Source organism: Pseudomonas saudimassiliensis (genome assembly GCF_000939975.1).
GTDB lineage: Bacteria > Pseudomonadota > Gammaproteobacteria > Pseudomonadales > Pseudomonadaceae > Halopseudomonas > Halopseudomonas saudimassiliensis.
Genome location: NZ_LK391969.1, coordinates 1,477,517 through 1,494,918 on the forward strand (window position 1 = coordinate 1,477,517; position 17,402 = coordinate 1,494,918).

14 protein-coding genes and 1 pseudogene are annotated in these 17,402 nt (G+C 63.1%); 12 read left to right on the top strand and 3 right to left on the bottom strand.

The features are described from left to right. Positions 1-195: 195 nt before the first annotated feature. Positions 196-1,161, top strand: coding sequence for a GlxA family transcriptional regulator (locus VG99_RS06910; protein ID WP_044499007.1), 966 nt, complete (start codon positions 196-198; stop codon positions 1,159-1,161). 31 nt (positions 1,162-1,192) lie between these two features. On the opposite strand, the gene VG99_RS06915 is transcribed toward VG99_RS06910, so the two are convergent. Continuing rightward, entirely contained in the window at positions 1,193-2,566 is a 1,374-nt protein-coding gene (locus tag VG99_RS06915; RefSeq protein WP_044501503.1) for a glutamine synthetase family protein, read from the bottom strand. A gap of 335 nt (positions 2,567-2,901) precedes the next feature. On the opposite strand from VG99_RS06915, the gene VG99_RS06920 reads away from it, so the two are divergent. From VG99_RS06920 to VG99_RS06960, 9 genes are all read left to right on the top strand, one after another. After that, the gene (locus VG99_RS06920) at positions 2,902-3,669 is read left to right on the top strand and encodes a gamma-glutamyl-gamma-aminobutyrate hydrolase family protein (RefSeq protein WP_044501504.1); all 768 of its coding nucleotides are present in this window, start codon (positions 2,902-2,904) and stop codon (positions 3,667-3,669) included. Beyond that, complete coding sequence (locus VG99_RS06925; protein WP_044499008.1) at positions 3,666-5,012, top strand: glutamine synthetase family protein; 1,347 nt, start codon at positions 3,666-3,668, stop codon at positions 5,010-5,012. The genes VG99_RS06920 and VG99_RS06925 overlap by 4 nt, the downstream gene beginning before the upstream one ends. A 54-nt stretch (positions 5,013-5,066) precedes the next feature. Next, positions 5,067-6,437, top strand: a complete 1,371-nt coding sequence (locus VG99_RS06930; RefSeq protein ID WP_044499009.1) for an aspartate aminotransferase family protein — start codon at positions 5,067-5,069, stop codon at positions 6,435-6,437. A 216-nt stretch (positions 6,438-6,653) separates the two neighbouring features. Next, a complete protein-coding gene (locus VG99_RS06935; RefSeq protein ID WP_044499010.1) occupies positions 6,654-7,751 on the top strand; it encodes a polyamine ABC transporter substrate-binding protein in 1,098 nt (365 codons plus the stop codon). A gap of 47 nt (positions 7,752-7,798) precedes the next feature. Then, positions 7,799-8,935: an ABC transporter ATP-binding protein gene (locus tag VG99_RS06940; protein WP_044499011.1), complete on the top strand. Its 1,137-nt coding sequence runs from the start codon at positions 7,799-7,801 to the stop codon at positions 8,933-8,935. Further along, entirely contained in the window at positions 8,935-9,831 is an 897-nt protein-coding gene (locus VG99_RS06945; RefSeq protein WP_044501505.1) for an ABC transporter permease subunit, read from the top strand. The genes VG99_RS06940 and VG99_RS06945 overlap by 1 nt, the downstream gene beginning before the upstream one ends. Continuing rightward, positions 9,828-10,682 (top strand): ABC transporter permease subunit, encoded by an 855-nt coding sequence (locus tag VG99_RS06950; protein ID WP_044499012.1) that lies wholly within the window; start codon positions 9,828-9,830, stop codon positions 10,680-10,682. The genes VG99_RS06945 and VG99_RS06950 overlap by 4 nt, the downstream gene beginning before the upstream one ends. A gap of 63 nt (positions 10,683-10,745) precedes the next feature. Then, entirely contained in the window at positions 10,746-11,375 is a 630-nt protein-coding gene (locus VG99_RS06955) for a TetR/AcrR family transcriptional regulator (protein ID WP_052508729.1), read from the top strand. 86 nt (positions 11,376-11,461) lie between these two features. Continuing rightward, the gene (locus VG99_RS06960) at positions 11,462-12,586 is read left to right on the top strand and encodes an aminotransferase class V-fold PLP-dependent enzyme (RefSeq protein WP_044499013.1); all 1,125 of its coding nucleotides are present in this window, start codon (positions 11,462-11,464) and stop codon (positions 12,584-12,586) included. Here VG99_RS06960 and VG99_RS06965 read toward each other — a convergent pair. Both VG99_RS06965 and VG99_RS06970 read right to left on the bottom strand, forming a co-directional pair. Then, positions 12,583-13,305, bottom strand: coding sequence for a VC0807 family protein (locus VG99_RS06965; protein WP_044499014.1), 723 nt, complete (start codon positions 13,303-13,305; stop codon positions 12,583-12,585). The two genes, VG99_RS06960 and VG99_RS06965, sit on opposite strands and share 4 nt — an antisense overlap. A gap of 91 nt (positions 13,306-13,396) precedes the next feature. Then, entirely contained in the window at positions 13,397-14,377 is a 981-nt protein-coding gene (locus VG99_RS06970) for a calcium/sodium antiporter (protein ID WP_044499015.1), read from the bottom strand. A gap of 1,172 nt (positions 14,378-15,549) precedes the next feature. Between VG99_RS06970 and VG99_RS16460 the strand changes: the two genes are divergently transcribed. Together VG99_RS16460 and VG99_RS16465 are read left to right on the top strand one after the other, a co-directional pair. Then, on the top strand, positions 15,550-16,158 hold the full coding sequence (locus VG99_RS16460) for a methyl-accepting chemotaxis protein (protein ID WP_420848291.1): 609 nt from the start codon (positions 15,550-15,552) through the stop codon (positions 16,156-16,158). Continuing rightward, positions 16,109-17,251, top strand: a pseudogene (locus VG99_RS16465) (methyl-accepting chemotaxis protein); the annotation flags it as partial. The gene VG99_RS16460 and the pseudogene VG99_RS16465, both read left to right, overlap by 50 nt. Between the last annotated feature and the right edge of the window lie 151 nt (positions 17,252-17,402).

Genomic DNA, 17,402 nt, shown 5'->3' on the forward strand with positions numbered 1-17,402 from the left:
AGCCAATGAACGTGAGCGCCATTGTCGGCCCCCGCAGCACCCCCCGAAAAGTGGCCTATACGACAATATTCGATATAAACGGGCCAACCCTGCCGTAATCGTGTGGCATGCCGCTTTGACCCAATACCCTACATAAGATAGATTTGGGCAACCCGATCATTCCCCCCCGCTGCTACTTCCCGCTGAGGTGAATCCATGCCCGACATCCGCGTAGTCGTGCTGACTTTCGATGGCGTCAGCCTGTTCCACCTTTCTGTCCCCGGTATGGTCTTCGGCGCCGATGAGGGTAACGCCCTGGCTCGCTATGAGGTGCGGTACTGCGCTCAGAAGCCGGGCCCGATCCGTAGTGATCAGGGCATGGTGATCGAAGTGCCCCACGGTCTCGATGCCATGGCAGAGGCCGACATCATCATAGTGCCGGCCTGGAGCGATCCCCTGGAGCCCACCTCCCCCGAGCTCACAGCGGCACTGCAACAGGCCAACGAGCAGGGCAAACTGATTGTGGGCCTGTGTCTGGGCGCCTTTGCGCTGGGCCATGCGGGCTTGCTGGAGGGCCGCGCAGCGACCACCCATTGGGCATCACGCGAACTGTTCGCCGAATGCTTCCCGCAGACCCTGTTCCGGCCCGATGTGCTTTATGTCGCCGACAGCAATATCGTTACCTCGGCTGGCACGGTGGCCGCCATCGACTGCTGCCTGCACCTGCTGCGCGAGCGCCATGGTTCCGAGGCGGCCAACCATGTTGCCCGGCTGTTGGTCACCCCGCCGCACCGGGCCGGCGGCCAGGCGCAATATATCGAGCGACCGGTGCCACGCTGTGCCAACGACGACCGACTGCCCGGGGTATTGGAATGGGCGCGGGCGAATCTGGCGCAGCCGCTATCCGTCGACGCCCTCGCCGACGTGGCGAAAATGAGCCGGCGCACCTTTACCCGGCGCTTCCGGGAGGCCACCGGAACTACCGTCACCAAATGGTTGAACGCCGAGCGGGTAGCCCGAGCCCAGCAGCTGTTGGAGACCACCGACCTGTCGATCGAGCGCATCACCGCGGCGGTGGGTTTCGGTACGCCGCTGGCGCTCCGTCAGCAGTTCGCGGCGCAGCTGGGCACCTCACCGTCCAGCTATCGACGTACCTTCAACAACCAGGCAATCGCGGGTTAGCCCGGCCTCCTGCCCCGGTTATCGATACCCGCTATACGGTGTGCAGGTACCACATGTATTCCAGATCCGAGATGGTCTTCTCGAATTCCTCCAGTTCGCTTTCCTTGCACAGCACGAAGACGTCGAGGTACTCCTCGCCGATGTATTCCTTCATTACCTCGGAGCCTTCCAGCTGGCGCAGGGCATCGCGCAGGTTGGTCGGCAGCGAGGGTTCGTGCTGCTCGTAGGCATTGCCCTCGGTCATCGGTGGGGGCTCGATGCGATTGCTGATGCCGTAGTGGATAGCCGACAGCAGCGCCGCCATCAACAGGTAGGGGTTGGCATCCGCACCGCCAAGCCGGTGCTCGATGCGCATTGCCTCGGCTTCCCCGCCGGGCACCCGGACCGCTACGGTACGGTTGTCGATGCCCCAGGTCGGCGCGCAGGGCACGAAGAAGCTGGGGCTGAAGCGACGATAGGAGTTGACGTTCGGACAGAGGAACGCCATGTACTGCGGCAGCGTTTCCAGCAGCCCGCCGATCGCCCAGCGCAGGTGGTCGGGCAGGCTGCCATCGGCATTGGCCGCGAACAGGTTGCGCCCGTCGCGCTCCAGGCTGATATGCACGTGCATGCCGTTGCCCGCCTGGTCGTGGTAGGGCTTGGCCATGAAGGTGGTGTCCATCTCGTGGTCGTAGGCCACGCTCTTGATCACCCGTTTCAGCAGCACGCTGTAGTCGCAGGCCTTGACCGGGCAGTCGACGTGATGGAGGTTGACTTCGAACTGGCCAGGGGCCGATTCGGCGACGATGGCGTCAGCGGGGATGCCCTGCTCGTGGGCAGCTTCGATGACGTCCTCGAGAAATTCCGCGTATTCGTCCAGGTCGTCCATGGAATAGACCTGCACCGAATTGGGGCGCTTGCCGGAGATGGGCGAGCGCGGCGGCTGCGGTCGACCGGTAATATTTTCCTGGTCGATCAGGAAGAATTCCAGCTCAAAGGCCGAGACCGGCTTTACCCCCAGCGCGGTAAAGCGCTCCACCACCCGTTGCAGCACGTAGCGCGGGTCGGCAAAGAACGGGGTCTTGCGGTCGAGCTCGTACATGGTCATCAGCAGTTGCCCGGTCGGGCGCTTCTGCCAGGGTTCGATGCACAGGGTGCCGGGGATGGGCAGGCAGATACGGTCGGCATCGCCGATCTCGACCCCCAGGCCAGTTTCCTCGACGGTGGTGCCCTGGATGTTCAGCGCGAATACCGACGCCGGCAGCGCGATACCGCGCTCGAAGGCCTTGACCAGCGCCGAGCGATCGATGCGCTTGCCGCGGACGATACCGTTCATATCGGCAATCAGCAGGTCAATGAAGTGGACCTCCGGATAGGCCTCGAGAAAGGCCTCGGCTTCCTGCACCGGAGCAGGCGTCACCGCCACTGGCGTAAGGGCAACAACTTCAGCGGACTCAGTACCGACGCCCGTGACATCGGCTTGGAAGGACATGATGGTCACCTGTTTATTGTAAAAAATATCAATCATGACGCTGTATGTTGAGAGTAAATCCGAAAGGTCACAGGGAGTCAATAGAGTCCCGACGCGCTCAAAAACAGGGCATGTCGCACCGTTTATGCCCTTGGCTCGGCCCTGTGGTCCGGACGTTTCCGGGGCTGCGGTGGGCCAGCAGCGGTATTTGCTGGTCGGCAATTTTTATTGCTATTGTATGAAAAATTGAACAACCACTAAGCAAGCCGCTACCCGCGCAGATGCATACCATGCCCGCTATCAAGCCGTTGATCGGCATTTCCTGCTGTACCACGCACTTCGGCCCGCATCCCTTCCATATGGCCGGTGAAAAATACATCCGCGGCGCTCTCCAGGCCGCCGACGGCCTGCCGCTGCTGATCCCCGCCCTGGGTGACGAATTGCCCCTCGAGCAGTTACTGAACACCTTCGATGGCCTGCTGTTCACCGGCTCACCATCCAATGTCGAGCCGCACCATTACGCCGGACCGGCCAGCGCCCCGGGCACCCACCACGACCCGGGGCGCGATGCGACCACCCTGCCGCTGATCCGGTTGGCGGTGGAACGCGGCGTCCCCGTGCTTGGTCTGTGCCGTGGCTTCCAGGAAATGAACGTGGTATTTGGCGGCAGCCTGCACCAGCGGCTGCATGAAGTGCCCGGGTTTATTGAACACCGGGAGGACACCACCCAGCCGGTGGACGTGCAATATGGCCCCGCCCACGATATCCGTATCGAGCCGGGAGGACTGCTCGACCGCGTCGCTGGCTGCAGCACGGCGCGGGTCAACTCCCTGCATACCCAGGGCGTGGACCGTCTGGCGCCCGGGTTGCAGCCTGAAGCGACCGCGCCCGACGGCCTTATCGAGGCGTTTTCCGTGACCGGAGCGAGCAGCTTCGCCCTCGGCGTGCAATGGCACCCGGAGTGGAAGGTGCTGGAAAACCCGTTCTACCTGCGTATATTCAAGGCGTTTGGTGACGCCTGCCGGGCGCATGCCGCCCAGCCCAAGAGGACTGTATGAACAAGATCGAAGCCTTTCTCAAGGAACACAGAATCACCGAAGTCGAGTGCATGGTCAGCGACCTCACCGGCATCGCCCGGGGCAAGATTGCCCCCACGGCCAAATTCATGTCGGAAAAGGGCATGCGCCTCCCCGAAAGCATCCTGCTGCAGTCGGTAACCGGCGACTATGTAGAAGATGACATCTACTACGACCTGCTGGACCCGGCGGACATCGACATGATCTGCAAGCCGGATGATGACGGTATCTACCTGGTGCCCTGGGCGATCGAACCGACGGCGCAGATCATCCACGACTGCTATGACAAGCAGGGCCAACCGATCGAGATGTCGCCGCGCAACATCCTGAAGAAGATCCTGCGGATGTACGCCGAGAAAGGCTGGAAGCCGTTGGTGGCGCCGGAGATGGAGTTCTACCTGACCAAGCGCAACGAAGACCCGGACCTGCCGCTGCAACCGCCGATCGGCCGCTCCGGACGGCAGGAGACCGGGCGCCAATCCTTCTCCATCGATGCGGCCAATGAATTCGACCCGCTGTTCGAGGATATGTACGACTGGTGCGAGGCTCAGGGGCTGGATCTGGATACCCTGATCCACGAGGAAGGCACCGCGCAGATGGAGATCAACTTCCGCCATGGCGATCCGCTGCACCTGGCCGACCAGATCCTGGTATTCAAGCGCACCATGCGCGAAGCGGCGCTCAAGCATGATGTGACCGCAACCTTCATGGCCAAGCCGATTACCAATGAGCCCGGCAGCGCCATGCACCTGCACCAGAGCATCGTCGACGCCGAGACCGGCGAGAACATCTTCGCCAACGAATCCGGCAACATGAGCGAGCTGTTCCTGCATTACATCGGCGGCATGCAGCGCTACATCCCCGAGGTGTTGCCGCTGTTCGCCCCGAACGTCAACTCGTTCCGCCGCTTCCTGCCGGATACCTCCGCGCCGGTGAACGTGGAATGGGGTGTGGAAAACCGCACCGCCGGGCTGCGGGTGCCGGACTCCACGCCGCAGAACATGCGTCTGGAAAACCGCCTGCCGGGCGCCGATGCCAACCCCTACATCGCCATCGCCGCCAGCCTGCTGTGCGGCTACCTGGGTATGGTCAACCGCATCGAGCCCACCGCACCGGTACAGGGCCGCGCCTATGAGCGACGCAACCTGCGGCTACCCTTCTCCCTGGAGTCGGCCTTGGAGCGCATGGAGCAGTGCACCGATATCCAGGAGGTACTGGGGGAAAAATTCTGCCGCGGTTATATCGCAGTCAAACGGGTGGAAAACGAGAACTACAAGCGCGTCATCAGTTCCTGGGAACGGGAGTTTCTCTTGCTCAGCGTATGACGACACGGCGGCGCGCCCACCGGTAATGCAGTGGTTTTTACAGGAGTACGGGTAATGACGACAGCAGGCAAACTCACCACCGCCGAACTACGGGCACTGGATGCAGCCCACCATCTGCATCCCTTTACCGATCACCGGGACCTGGGCAACCGCGGCACGCGCATCATCGAGCGGGCGTCCGGAGTCTATCTCTGGGACAGCGAAGGCAACCGCCTGCTCGACGGCATGGCCGGCCTCTGGTGCGTCAACATCGGCTACGGCCGCACCGAGCTGGCCGACGCCGCGCACCGGCAGATGCTCGAACTGCCCTACTACAACAGCTTCTTCCAGTGCACCCACCCGCCGGCGGTGCAGCTGGCCAGCGCCATCGCCGAGCAGGCTCCGGCGCACATGAACCACGTGTTCTTCACCGGCTCCGGCTCGGAGGCCAACGACACCGTGGTGCGCATGGTGCGTCGCTACTGGGACCTGCAGGGCCAGCCGGAGAAGAAGACCATCATCGGCCGCATCAATGGTTACCACGGCTCCACCATCGCCGGCGCCAGTCTCGGCGGCATGGCCGCCATGCATGAGCAGGGGGATCTGCCGATTCCCGGCATTGTGCACATCGCCCAGCCCTACTGGTATGGCGAAGGCGGCGAGATGAATGAAAACGAGTTCGGCCTGTGGGCCGCCCGGCAACTGGAAGAGAAGATCCTGCAGCTGGGCACCGACCACGTCGCCGCCTTTATCGCCGAACCGATCCAGGGGGCTGGCGGGGTGATAGTGCCCCCCGCCACCTACTGGCCGGAGATCCAGCGCATCGTCGACAAGTACGGCATCCTGCTGGTGGTCGACGAGGTGATCTGCGGTTTCGGCCGCACCGGCGAATGGTTCGGCAGCCAGTATTACAACCTGCAACCGGACCTGATGCCGATCGCCAAGGGCATGACCTCGGGCTACATCCCCATGGGCGGGGTCATCGTGGGCGACCGGGTGGCCTCTAGCCTGATCGCCGATGGTGGCGAATTCTTCCATGGTTACACCTACTCGGGGCATCCGGTTGCGGCGGCAGTCGGGCTGGAGAATCTGCGTATCCTGCGCGATGAACATATCGTCGACTATGCTCGTAACGAGGCAGCGCCCTACCTGCAGGACAAGATTGCCGCCCTCGCCGAGCATCCGCTGGTCGGCCAAGTGCGCGGCGTCGGCATGCTCGGGGCCTTCGAGCTGGTACGCGACAAGGCCACACGGGAGCGCTTCCCGGGTAAGGGCGCCGCCGGCGGCCTGTGCCGCGATCTGAGTATCAGCAACGGCCTGGTAATGCGCGCCGTGGGCGACACCATGATCATGTCGCCACCGCTGGTGATCCAGCCGGAGGAGATCGACGAGCTGTTCGACAAGGCCTGGCGCAGCCTGAATATGGCGGCAGAACAGCTGCGCTAGAGCAGGATGGGGGCAAAAGCAGGCACAATGTCCCCCGGGGTCTATCCGCCCGAGTCGCGCTTGCTTACACTAGCCAGCGCCGACCCGGGAAGCAGCGACTTCCGGGGCGCGACAGTAGCCTGGAGGGTACTGAACAACCGATGACGGCCGGGGTTCCGGTCACCAGAAGCAGCAGGCCGACCCGGTCACCGGGCGACGCCGGCACAAGGAGAAGACATGAAACTTACAATGCGCAAGACATTGGTGGCCATGGCCGTTACCGGGTTGTTCAGCAGCGCCGTGCAGGCCGCCGGCCAGCTGAAGATCTACAACTGGTCCGACTACATCGCCGAGGACACCATCGCCAATTTCGAGAAGGAAACCGGCATCAAGGTGACCTACGACGTCTACGACTCCAATGAGGTATTGGACGCCAAGCTGCTGACCGGCCGCTCCGGCTTCGACATCGTCGTGCCGTCCAACCACTTCCTGACCAAGCAGATCGAGGCCGGCGTGTACCAGAAGCTGGACCACAGCAAGCTGCCGAACATGAAGAACCTCAACCCCGACCTGATGGATGACATGGAGAGCATCGACCCGGGCAGCCAGTACTCCATTCCCTACATGTGGGGTACCAACGGTATCGGCTACAACATCGACAAGGTCCGCGCCATCCTCGGTGACGACGCCCCGCTGGATACCTGGGAGCTGGTGTTCAATCCGGAGATTGCCGCCAAGCTGTCCAGTTGCGGTATTTCCATGCTCGACTCCGGCGACGACATGCTGACCTCCACCCTGCAGTACCTGGGCCTGGACCCGAACAGCAACGACGCCGCCGACCTGAAGAAGGCCGAGGAAGCGTTGATGAGCGTGCGCGGTCATGTGACCTACTTCCACTCCTCGCGCTATATCTCCGACCTGGCCAATGGCGAGATCTGCGTCGCCGTCGGTTTCTCCGGTGACGTGTTCCAGGCCGCGGCCCGGGCCGAGGAAGCGGACAATGGCGTCAACATCGGCTACAGCATTCCCAAGGAAGGCACCCAGCTGTGGTTCGATATGATGGCCATTCCCAAGGGCGCGCCGAACGCCGAGAACGCGCATACCTTCATCAACTACATCCTGCGCCCGGAAGTGGTCGCGCCGATTACCGATTACGTGGCCTATGCCAACCCCAACCTGGCGGCCAACGAGTTTGTCGACCCCGAAGTGCTGGGCGACCCGGCGATCTACCCCACTGACGACGTAATGGCCAAATTGTTTGTGGCCAAACCACGCCCCATGGCGTCGCAGCGGATCATTACCCGCGCCTGGAATCGTATCAAGTCCGGCCGTTGAACCATTCCGGGGCTGCACCGGCAGCCCCAGACAGACAGGAGAGTTATATGGTGGGTGCCGCTGGGGCCATGAAACAGGCGATGGCCAAGGCCGAGCCGGTGGAGTTCGTCAAGATCGAGCGCATCAGCAAGCAGTTCGATGATGCGCTCGCCGTCGATGACGTGACACTGACCATCAACCGGGGCGAGATTTTCGCCCTGCTGGGTGGCTCCGGCTCGGGCAAGTCGACCCTGCTGCGGATCCTGGCCGGCTTCGAGAAACCCAGCGAAGGCCGGGTGCTGCTCGATGGCCAGAACATCACCGACCTGCCGCCGCACAAGCGGCCGATCAACATGATGTTCCAGTCCTACGCCCTGTTTCCACACATGACCGTGGAACAGAACATCGCCTTCGGCCTCAAGCAGGACAAGCTCAGCAAGGCCGAGATCAACGAGCGTGTGGCGGAAATGCTCAAGCTGGTACACATGGGCAAGTATGCCAAGCGCAAGCCCCACCAGCTCTCCGGCGGCCAGCGCCAGCGCGTGGCCCTGGCCCGCTCCCTGGCCAAGCGGCCGAAGCTACTGTTGCTCGACGAGCCCATGGGCGCTCTGGACAAGAAGCTGCGCTCGCAGATGCAGCTGGAGCTGGTGGAGATCATCGAGCGGGTCGGCGTGACCTGCATCATGGTCACCCACGACCAGGAAGAGGCCATGACCATGGCCCAGCGCATTGCCATCATGGACCAGGGCTGGATCGTCCAGGTCGGCACGCCGGTGGATATCTACGAGAGTCCGGTAAGTCGGCATGTGGCCGAGTTCGTCGGCAGCGTGAACATCTTCGAGGGCGAGATCGTTGCCGACATGGAAGACCACGCCATGATCCACTGCCCGCAGCTGGACCGGCACATCTACGTCGGCCATGGCGTCAGCACTCGCGCCCAGGACAAGAGCGCCATCTACGCCCTGCGCCCGGAAAAGGTCTTCGTCACTACCGAACAACCGGAACAGCAATACAACTGGGCCCATGGCGAAGTGCATGACATCGCCTATCTAGGGGGCCACTCGGTTTACTACATCAAGCTCGACAGCGGCAAGATGGTGCAGGCGTTCTTCGCCAACTCCGAACGCCGCCTGCCCCGCCCCACCTGGGAAGACAAGGTCTACGTGAGCTGGGATGACGACGGCGGCGTGGTGCTGCCGTCATGATGAAGCGTTTGCGGCGGCCCAGCGGCAAGACGCTGGTCATCAGCATTCCCTATCTGTGGATGTTCCTGTTCTTCCTGCTGCCCTTCATCATCGTGCTGAAGATCAGCTTCTCCCAGGCGGCCATTGCCATTCCGCCCTACGAGGCGATCTTCCAGTACGCCAACCAGGCGCTGACGATTGTCCTGAACATGGGCAACTACATCTTCCTGACCCAGGACAGCCTGTATTTCGCGGCTTACCTCGGCTCGCTGAAGATTGCCCTGGTGGCCACGCTGATCTGCCTGGCCCTCGGTTACCCCATGGCCTATGCCATCGCCCGGGCGCCGCGGGAACGGCAGATGATCTACCTGCTGCTGATCATGATGCCCACCTGGACGGCGCTGCTGATCCGCGTCTACGCCTGGATGGGCATCCTCAGCAGTAACGGCCTGCTCAATTCGGTACTGCTGAGCCTCGGCCTGATCGACGTGCCGCTGCAGATCCTCAATACCGACATCGCGGTATACATCGGCGTGGTCTATGCCTACCTGCCCTTCATGGTGCTGCCGCTGTATGCCAACCTGGTCAAGCATGACGACACCCTGATCGAAGCGGCCACCGACCTCGGCGCCGGGCGCATCCAGGCCTTCTGGAAGGTGACGGTCCCGCTGTCACGGGCCGGCATCATTGCCGGCTCCATGCTGGTATTCATTCCGGTGGTGGGCGAATTCGTCATCCCCGAGCTGCTCGGCGGCCCGGAAACCCTGATGATCGGCAAGGTGCTCTGGCAGGAATTCTTCAATAACCGCGACTGGCCGGTAGCCTCGGCGCTGGCGATCGTGATGCTGGCGATCCTGCTGATTCCCATCACCCTGTTCCACTACAACCAGGCCCGGGAAATGGAGAAGAGCAGATGAGGCGTCCCGACTTTTCCAGCGTGATACTGTGGCTGGGCCTGCTGTTCATCTACCTGCCGATGGTCATCCTGGTGATCTACTCGTTCAACGCCTCGCGCCTGGTGACGGTGTGGGGCGGCTGGTCGATCCACTGGTATGTGGGCTTGCTGGACAACTCCCAGCTGATGGGCGCGGTCAAGCGCAGCCTGCAGATCGCCTTCTACACGGCCACGGCCGCGGTGGCCCTGGGCACCCTGGCGGCCTTCGCCATGAGCCGGTTTGACCGCTTCCGTGGGCGCACCCTGTTCTCTGGTATGGTCACCGCCCCGCTGGTGATGCCCGAGGTGATCACCGGTCTGTCGTTGCTGCTGCTGTTCGTGGCGCTGGCACAGGTACTGGAGTCGCTGTTCGGGGTGTTCTTCGACCGCGGCATGCTGACCATCTGGATCGCCCACACCACCTTCGCGGTGGCCTATGTCGCCATCGTCGTCAGCAGCCGCCTCGGTGAGCTGGACCAGTCGATGGAGGAAGCGGCCCTGGACCTGGGTGCGCCACCCTGGAAAACCTTCCTGCAGATCACCGTACCGATGATCGCACCCTCGATTCTCGCCGGCTGGCTGCTCGCCTTCACCCTGTCGCTGGATGACCTGGTACTGGCCAGCTTCGTCTCCGGCCCAGGCTCCACCACCCTGCCGATGGAGATCTTTTCTGCCGTGCGCCTGGGGGTCAAACCGGAGATCAACGCTATCGCCAGTGTCATCCTGCTGGCCATCTCGTTGCTGACCCTGCTGATCTGGTTCGTCGCCCGCCGGGCGGACAAGCGCAGCCGCATGCTCCCACCGGATGAGGAACCGACCGGCCAGGCGGGATAGCCCCTGGCCCGAGCCCCGCTCGGGAACCCTGTACGTAACGCTGAAAATGGTTAGAATGCGGCCATGAACACTCGCTCCAGTTCCGCCAACAAAAAGACACCGGCCCCGGTCAGAGCAGTTCGACCGCGGATCAAGGACAAGCGCAGCGCCATCCTGCAGGCGGCCCTCAAGGTGTTTGCCGAAGGGGGCGTCAATGGCGTGCCCATCCCGGTCGTCGCGCAGCAGGCCAATGTCGGTACCGGCACCATCTACCGCTATTTCGACAGCAAGGAACTGCTGGTCAACGAACTGTTCCGCGAACAGAAATCGATGCTCTACCAACGCCTGTATGGCGGCCTCGACCTGCGCCAGGCGCCCCGGGACGTATTCAACGAGATCTGGCAGCGCATGGTGTCCTTCGCCCGGGAAGCGCCGGATGCCTACCGGTTTCTCGAGCTGCAGGACCACCGGCCTTACCTGGATGAGGCCAGCCGGAAGCTGGAGCGTGAAGTGCTGGCGCCGATCCTCGCACAGTACGCGGCACTGCAGCAGCGCGGCGTCTTCCGCAGCGATCTGCGCGCCGAGGTATTGATGACCCTGGTCTGGGGCGCCTTCGTCAGCCTGATCAAGGCCGTGCGCGACGGGCATATCAGCTTGAACGAGGCCGATATCCACGCCGCCCGGCATGCCTGCTGGACGCTCTGTACCGGCTGACAGCGCTTCCCCTTTGCAATCTCCCCCCGTTGGGCTAGGGTCAGAGGATCACCGCACCCGGTGCCCTGACGCGAAGGAGATTACCTGTGTCCCATCTGGTTCCGACTGTCGACCCTGACGGCCTGCTCGAATACTCCGTGGTATTTACCGATCGCTCGCTCAATCACATGTCGGCTGCCTTCCAGCAGGTGATGCGCGATATCTCCACGACCCTGAAGGAAGTCTACAACGCCCAGGGCGTGGCCCTGGTGCCAGGCGGTGGAACCTACGGCATGGAAGCCGTGGCCCGCCAGTTTGCCCGGGGCCAGCGCTGCCTGGTGCTGCGCAACGGCTGGTTCAGCTACCGCTGGTCGCAGATCTTCGCCGCTACCGAACTCCCCGCCGAGGAGCGGGTACTCAAGGCCCGCCAGGTCGATTCCGGCGACCAGGCCCCCTTCGCACCAGCGCCGATCGACGAGGTAGTCACGGCCATCCGGGAATACCGGCCCGCCGTGGTCTTCGCCCCCCATGTGGAGACCGCCTCGGGCATTCTGCTGCCGGATGATTATCTGCAGGCGGTCGCCGCAGCCGTACATGAAGTAGGCGGGCTATTTGTGCTGGACTGCGTGGCTTCGGGCACGCTCTGGGTGGACATGCAGGACTGCGGCGTCGACATCCTGATCAGCGCCCCCCAGAAGGGCTGGAGCTCTTCGCCGTCCTGCGCCCTGGTCGCCTTCAGCGAGCGCGCACTGGAACGTATCGAGCACACCACCAGCAACAGCTTCGCCGCCGATCTGAAGAAGTGGCTGCAGATCATGCAGGCCTACGAGAACGGCGGCCACGCCTACCACGCCACCCTGCCTACCGATGCGCTGAAGGCCTTCTGCGATACCATGCACGAAACCCGCGAATACGGTTTTGACCGGGTCAAGCAGGAACAGCTGGAATTGGGCAGAGCCGTGCGGGAGCTGCTGCGGGAGAAGGGTTTTGTCAGTGTGGCCGCCGCGGGTTTCGAGGCCCCGGGCGTGGTGGTCTGCTATACCGAAGACGACCGGATCCACAGCGGCAGCGGCTTTCGCAGTGGCGGCCTGCAGACGGCCAGCGGCGTACCGCTGATGTGCGATGAGCCCGCCGGGTTCAAGACCTTCCGCATCGGCCTGTTCGGCCTGGACAAGCTGCATAACCGTGAGCGCACGGTAGCCAGCCTGCGGGAGGCCCTGGAAGCGCTCTAGCGCTTGTCGGCCGGGTTCACCGCCATGATCTCTTCCATCTTCAGCCCGGTCAGGCCGTGGATGGTGCGCCACAGATAGAACAGGATCGCCATCATCATGATCATCGAGGGGATGGCGATCATCGGGTAGCTGACCAGGGTCATGCGACCCAGCTCGGCATTGAAGGCCTCGGTACCGGCCGGGCTAACCACGATCCACTTGGCGACAAGGTAATTCATGATCGAGGAGAAGAAGAAGGTCCCGGCCAGGAAATAGGTCGCCTTGAGCAGGCGCTGTTCGAAGACCTCGCGCAGCCCGCGCTCCTGCAGCCGCTCATCGACGCGGTGCACATTCAGGACCTTCTCGTTGTACAGCAGGGTGCGAATCAGCGGATAACGCGTGCGGGTGGAAAACAGCACCGCCAATCCGATGACGCCAGGCACGGTTGCTTCCTTGATGGCCAGCCACTGCGGGTCCAGCTCCAACAGGCCGATGCCGCCGGTGAGGAACACGCTGATGACGCCCAGTACCGCGATGAAGTTGTACTTGCGGTAGCGGATCAGCTCGAACAAGCCCCAGCCCAGGGGAAAGGCCAGCGCCAGAACCAGGGCCTGATGGGGGCCGAAATGCGCCTCGCCGCTGAGCTTCATCAGGATCACCGAGGGGATCACGATGCTGACCAGCAGATCTACCATGGGGCGGGGTTTGTGTTGCGGGGTGTCGCGCAGAGCTTCGTTCATGATATCCGGGGAATTCTCTTCTTCGTTGCACACATCATACACGCAGTGGTCGGGCGCGCGCGGTGCGCAGCCGACCAGCTGCCATGCGGCATCAGCCCGCGGCGTTCATCGCCGTCCAGACCAGCAGGCCGGTATAGCCGCCGAAGACCGCCAGCAGCCCCGCCCCCTCCAGCCGATTGATGCGCCCGGGGCGCCCGCGCCAGCCGATGCACATCAGCAGCAGCGCCACGGTCAGTCCCGCCATCAGCAACCAGTCACGGCTGAGGGTCTCCGGGGCAACCTGCAGCGGGTGGATGACCGCCGCAATCCCTACCACGGCCAGGGTGTTGAACAAGCCCGAGCCGATGATATTGCCCAGCGCCAGGTCATGCTGGCCCTTGCGAATGGCCGCCAGCGAAGAGGCCAGCTCTGGCAGCGAGGTGCCTATGGCGACCACCGTCAGGCCGATGATCATGTCGCTGATGCCCAGATCGCTGGCGATATGCACCGCCCCCCACACCAGCAATCGCGAGCTGGCGATCAGCAGCAACAGCCCCAGCACCAGCCACATGATGGCTCGCCCCAAAGGCATGATATCGGCGAGGTATTCCTTCTGGACCTCATCGCCAGCGACATTGTCGCGGTTGCGCACGCCGTCACGGATCGACAGCGCCATCAACAGGGCGAATACCACCAGCAGCACGATACCGTCCGTGCGACTGAGTGCCCCATCAATTACCTGCCAACCGGCCAGGGCAGTGATCCCCAGCAATATTGGCAACTCACGGCGCACCACCTGGCCATGGGCGGTGATCGGACTGATCAGCGCCACCAGGCCGATGATCAGCGCAATATTGGTGATATTAGACCCCCAGGCATTGCCCAGGGCGATCCCCGAATTGCCCTGCAGGGAGGCCAGCGCGGAAACGGACAACTCCGGTGCCGAGGTACCGAAGCCGATGATGAGCATGCCGATCAGCAGCGGCGGCATTCCGCCGTGCACTGCGGCAGCCGAGGCCCCTTCAACAAAACGATCAGCACTCCAGACCAGAACGACCAGTCCGATGATAATGGCAGCTATAGCTAACAACATGTATCGAGATTCCAATTAATCAGAAGCGGGCAGTATGAGTTAAAGTTATTACCCTCGCCAGCCGATACCACCCCACACATCCAATAACTATCCCCAACGCTCTGCGCCGCCGCTTACCGAAGCGCTGCGTACTCATTTCCCGTTTCCACGAGGTTCAGATGTTACTCAAGTCGTCATTGCGCAGGCAGAGCCTGGCGCTGATCATAGGCAGTCTGCTGCTGATGCTGGCCGTTGCCCTGGTCAGCGTATGGTCACTGGCCGATGAACTGCGCAATTACCGGTTGTTGATGGAAGGCCCCCAGGCCACCGCCAGGCTGATTGAAGAAACCAATCTCACGTTCAAGACCCAGGTCCAGGAATGGAAGAACGTCCTGCTGCGCGGCGGTGAACAGGCCGACCTGGACCGTTACTGGCTGCAGTTCCAGAACAGCGAGAAACAGGTGCAGGAGCTGCTCGGACGGGTTGCCCAACTGGACCTGCCGCCGCCGTTCCGTGAGCGCGTAGCGGCCGTGAAGGCCCGGCACCAGACCCTCGGCACCGAATACCGGGAAGGACTGGAATACTTCCTGGCGGCTGGCCACGACCCGGTGGCCGGCGACGACCACGTCCGCGGCATCGACCGGGAGGCCACCTACCAACTGGAGGCCCTGGTGCTGGAGGTCAACCAGCATGCGGCCAGCGAGGTCGAGCGGATTCGCGGCACCGTCGAGCGTACGGTCTGGCTGTCCCTGGTGATCATGATCAGCGCGACCCTGCTGATCGGTGCCCTGGCCAGCTGGCTGATCACGACCCAACTGATCACCCCCATCACCGGGCTGATCCGCCAGGTGGCGCAGCTGAGCCAGGGCCGCTTCGAGGAAGAGATCCGCAGCCAGCGCCAGGATGAACTGGGTGTACTGGCCCGCGCCGCCAATGAACTGCGCGGCTTTCTCGCCGAAACCGCCCGGGGGCTACGCCATGGCACCAGCGAACTCGACCGCGCCAGCGGCGGGCTCAATACCGTGGCGACCCGCATGGCCCATGGCAGCCGGGAACAGTTCTCCCGCACCGACCAGGTCGCCACCGCAATCCAGGAAATGTCCGCCACCTCCGCCGAGGTGGCGCGCTACGCCGCGGATGCCTCGGGCGCGGCAGATGCCGCCGATGATAACGCGCGCCGGGGCCGCCTGGTGATGGACGAGACCATCGAGTCCATGCAGTCGCTGCTCGGGGAAATCGGCCATACCGCCAAGGTCATCCACCAGCTGGAAAATGACAGCCTGCGCATCGGCAAGGTATTGGAGGTGATCCAGAACATTGCCGAGCAGACCAACCTGCTCGCGCTGAATGCCGCCATCGAAGCCGCCCGTGCGGGCGAGGCCGGCCGTGGTTTTGCCGTGGTCGCCGATGAGGTACGCACCCTGGCCCAGCGCACCAGCCAGTCCACCACCGAGATCCAGACCATCATCAGCAACGTGCAGAATGGCGCCGAGGAAGCCGCCCGGGCGATCGAAGGCGGCAAGCACCGTGGTGATACCAGCATGCAACAGGTGACCCTGGCGGGCGACAGTCTGCAGCAGATCGCACTGGCGGTAGAGTCCATCCGCGACATGAACCGCCAGATTGCTACCGCGGCCGAGGAGCAGACCAGCGTATCCGAGGACATCTCGCGCAATATCACCGAGATCACCCAGATTGCCGCGACCAACCAGCAGGATGTCGACCATACAGCCCAGGCCAGCGCGACGCTGCATGAACTATCCGCCGAACTCAACCAACTGGCGGCGCGGCTGCAGGCGTAAGCGGGCCGCCGCATCCCGGGCCCAGACACCACGATTCATAAGAACAACAACCAGCTGTACATTTTTTATACACCGGAGAAGAAGCATAGATGAAAAGCTGGTTTGCCAACCTGAGCGTCAACCTGAAACTCGGCCTGGGCTTCGGCTGGTTCTGCTGTTTACCCTGGTCCTGTCGGTTACTGCCTGGCAGAGCCTGGGCACCCTGATCGATGACGGCAAACGGGCCGGCGACCTCGCCCGGCTCGAGAATGCCCTGAGCAAACTGCGGATTACCCGCATGCAATATCTGGCGGCCAATGGCGATGCGGCCATTTCCGCCAAGGTCCAGGAGCAGCTGGACGCCTTCGGCGCCGAACAGCGCCAGCTGGTCAGTGCGTTGGCGCACCCGGAGGATCGGCAAACCGCCGAACCCCTGCCACAGATCATTGCGGACTACCAGGCCACCCTGGACAGCATGCGCGACGCCTTCGCCAACCGCAGCGCTGCCTTGCAGAGCATGAACCAGCAGGCCGGCAAGATGGTTGAGCTGCTCGCATCACTGACCAGCCAGGCGGCGCAGAGCGACGATCCGCAACTGGCGCGGGCCGTCGACGCTTTCGCCTACAGCTTCCTGCAAGTGCGTTTCGATATCCGCATGGTCATGACCGAAGGCGGCGCCGAGGCAGAACAGGCACTGGCCCGCGCCATCGAGGCCGCCAACCGCGATCTCGCCCGGCTCGAGCGCCTGGCCCTGGGCGGCCAGCAGCAGTCGCTGGTCCAGGCCCGGCAGATAATGACGGACTATGTGACGCAGCAGCACCGCTATGAAGCCGGCACCCGGCAGATCGCCCAGGCGCGCCAGGAGAACGTCGTGCAAGGCAACGGCATCATGGGCATCACCGAACAGTTGCGCCAGGCCCAGCTGGAGCGTGGCGATGAGCAGGCCACCGCCACCCGCTCCCTGCAGCTCACCGTCACCCTCCTCGCCCTGCTGATTGGCAGCCTGAGCGCGGTGCTGATCACCCGCCAGATCACCGGGCCGCTCAACGCTACCCGCCTGACCCTGCAGCGCATTGCCGATGGTGACCTGACCCACCAGGAGCAGATAACCCGCCGCGACGAGTTTGGTGAGCTGCAGCTCGGGGTACAGCGCATGGCCACGAGCCTGCGCGAACTGATCGGCCGGATCCACGACAGTGTTACCCAGATTGCCAGCGCCGCCGAGGAACTGTCCGCCGTCACCGAACAGACCCGGGTCGGCATCA

Excerpts from the sequence above, each read along its gene's own strand:
- VG99_RS06910 (WP_044499007.1), top strand. The coding sequence starts at position 196 with ATGCCCGACATCCGCGTAGTCGTGCTGACTTTCGATGGCGTCAGCCTG.
- VG99_RS06920 (WP_044501504.1), top strand. The coding sequence starts at position 2,902 with ATGCCCGCTATCAAGCCGTTGATCGGCATTTCCTGCTGTACCACGCAC.
- VG99_RS06925 (WP_044499008.1), top strand. The coding sequence starts at position 3,666 with ATGAACAAGATCGAAGCCTTTCTCAAGGAACACAGAATCACCGAAGTC.
- VG99_RS06930 (WP_044499009.1), top strand. The coding sequence starts at position 5,067 with ATGACGACAGCAGGCAAACTCACCACCGCCGAACTACGGGCACTGGAT.
- VG99_RS06935 (WP_044499010.1), top strand. The coding sequence starts at position 6,654 with ATGAAACTTACAATGCGCAAGACATTGGTGGCCATGGCCGTTACCGGG.
- VG99_RS06940 (WP_044499011.1), top strand. The coding sequence starts at position 7,799 with ATGGTGGGTGCCGCTGGGGCCATGAAACAGGCGATGGCCAAGGCCGAG.
- VG99_RS06945 (WP_044501505.1), top strand. The coding sequence starts at position 8,935 with ATGAAGCGTTTGCGGCGGCCCAGCGGCAAGACGCTGGTCATCAGCATT.
- VG99_RS06950 (WP_044499012.1), top strand. The coding sequence starts at position 9,828 with ATGAGGCGTCCCGACTTTTCCAGCGTGATACTGTGGCTGGGCCTGCTG.
- VG99_RS06955 (WP_052508729.1), top strand. The coding sequence starts at position 10,746 with ATGAACACTCGCTCCAGTTCCGCCAACAAAAAGACACCGGCCCCGGTC.
- VG99_RS06965 (WP_044499014.1), bottom strand. The coding sequence starts at position 13,305 with ATGAACGAAGCTCTGCGCGACACCCCGCAACACAAACCCCGCCCCATG.
- VG99_RS06970 (WP_044499015.1), bottom strand. The coding sequence starts at position 14,377 with ATGTTGTTAGCTATAGCTGCCATTATCATCGGACTGGTCGTTCTGGTC.
- VG99_RS16460 (WP_420848291.1), top strand. The coding sequence starts at position 15,550 with ATGGACGAGACCATCGAGTCCATGCAGTCGCTGCTCGGGGAAATCGGC.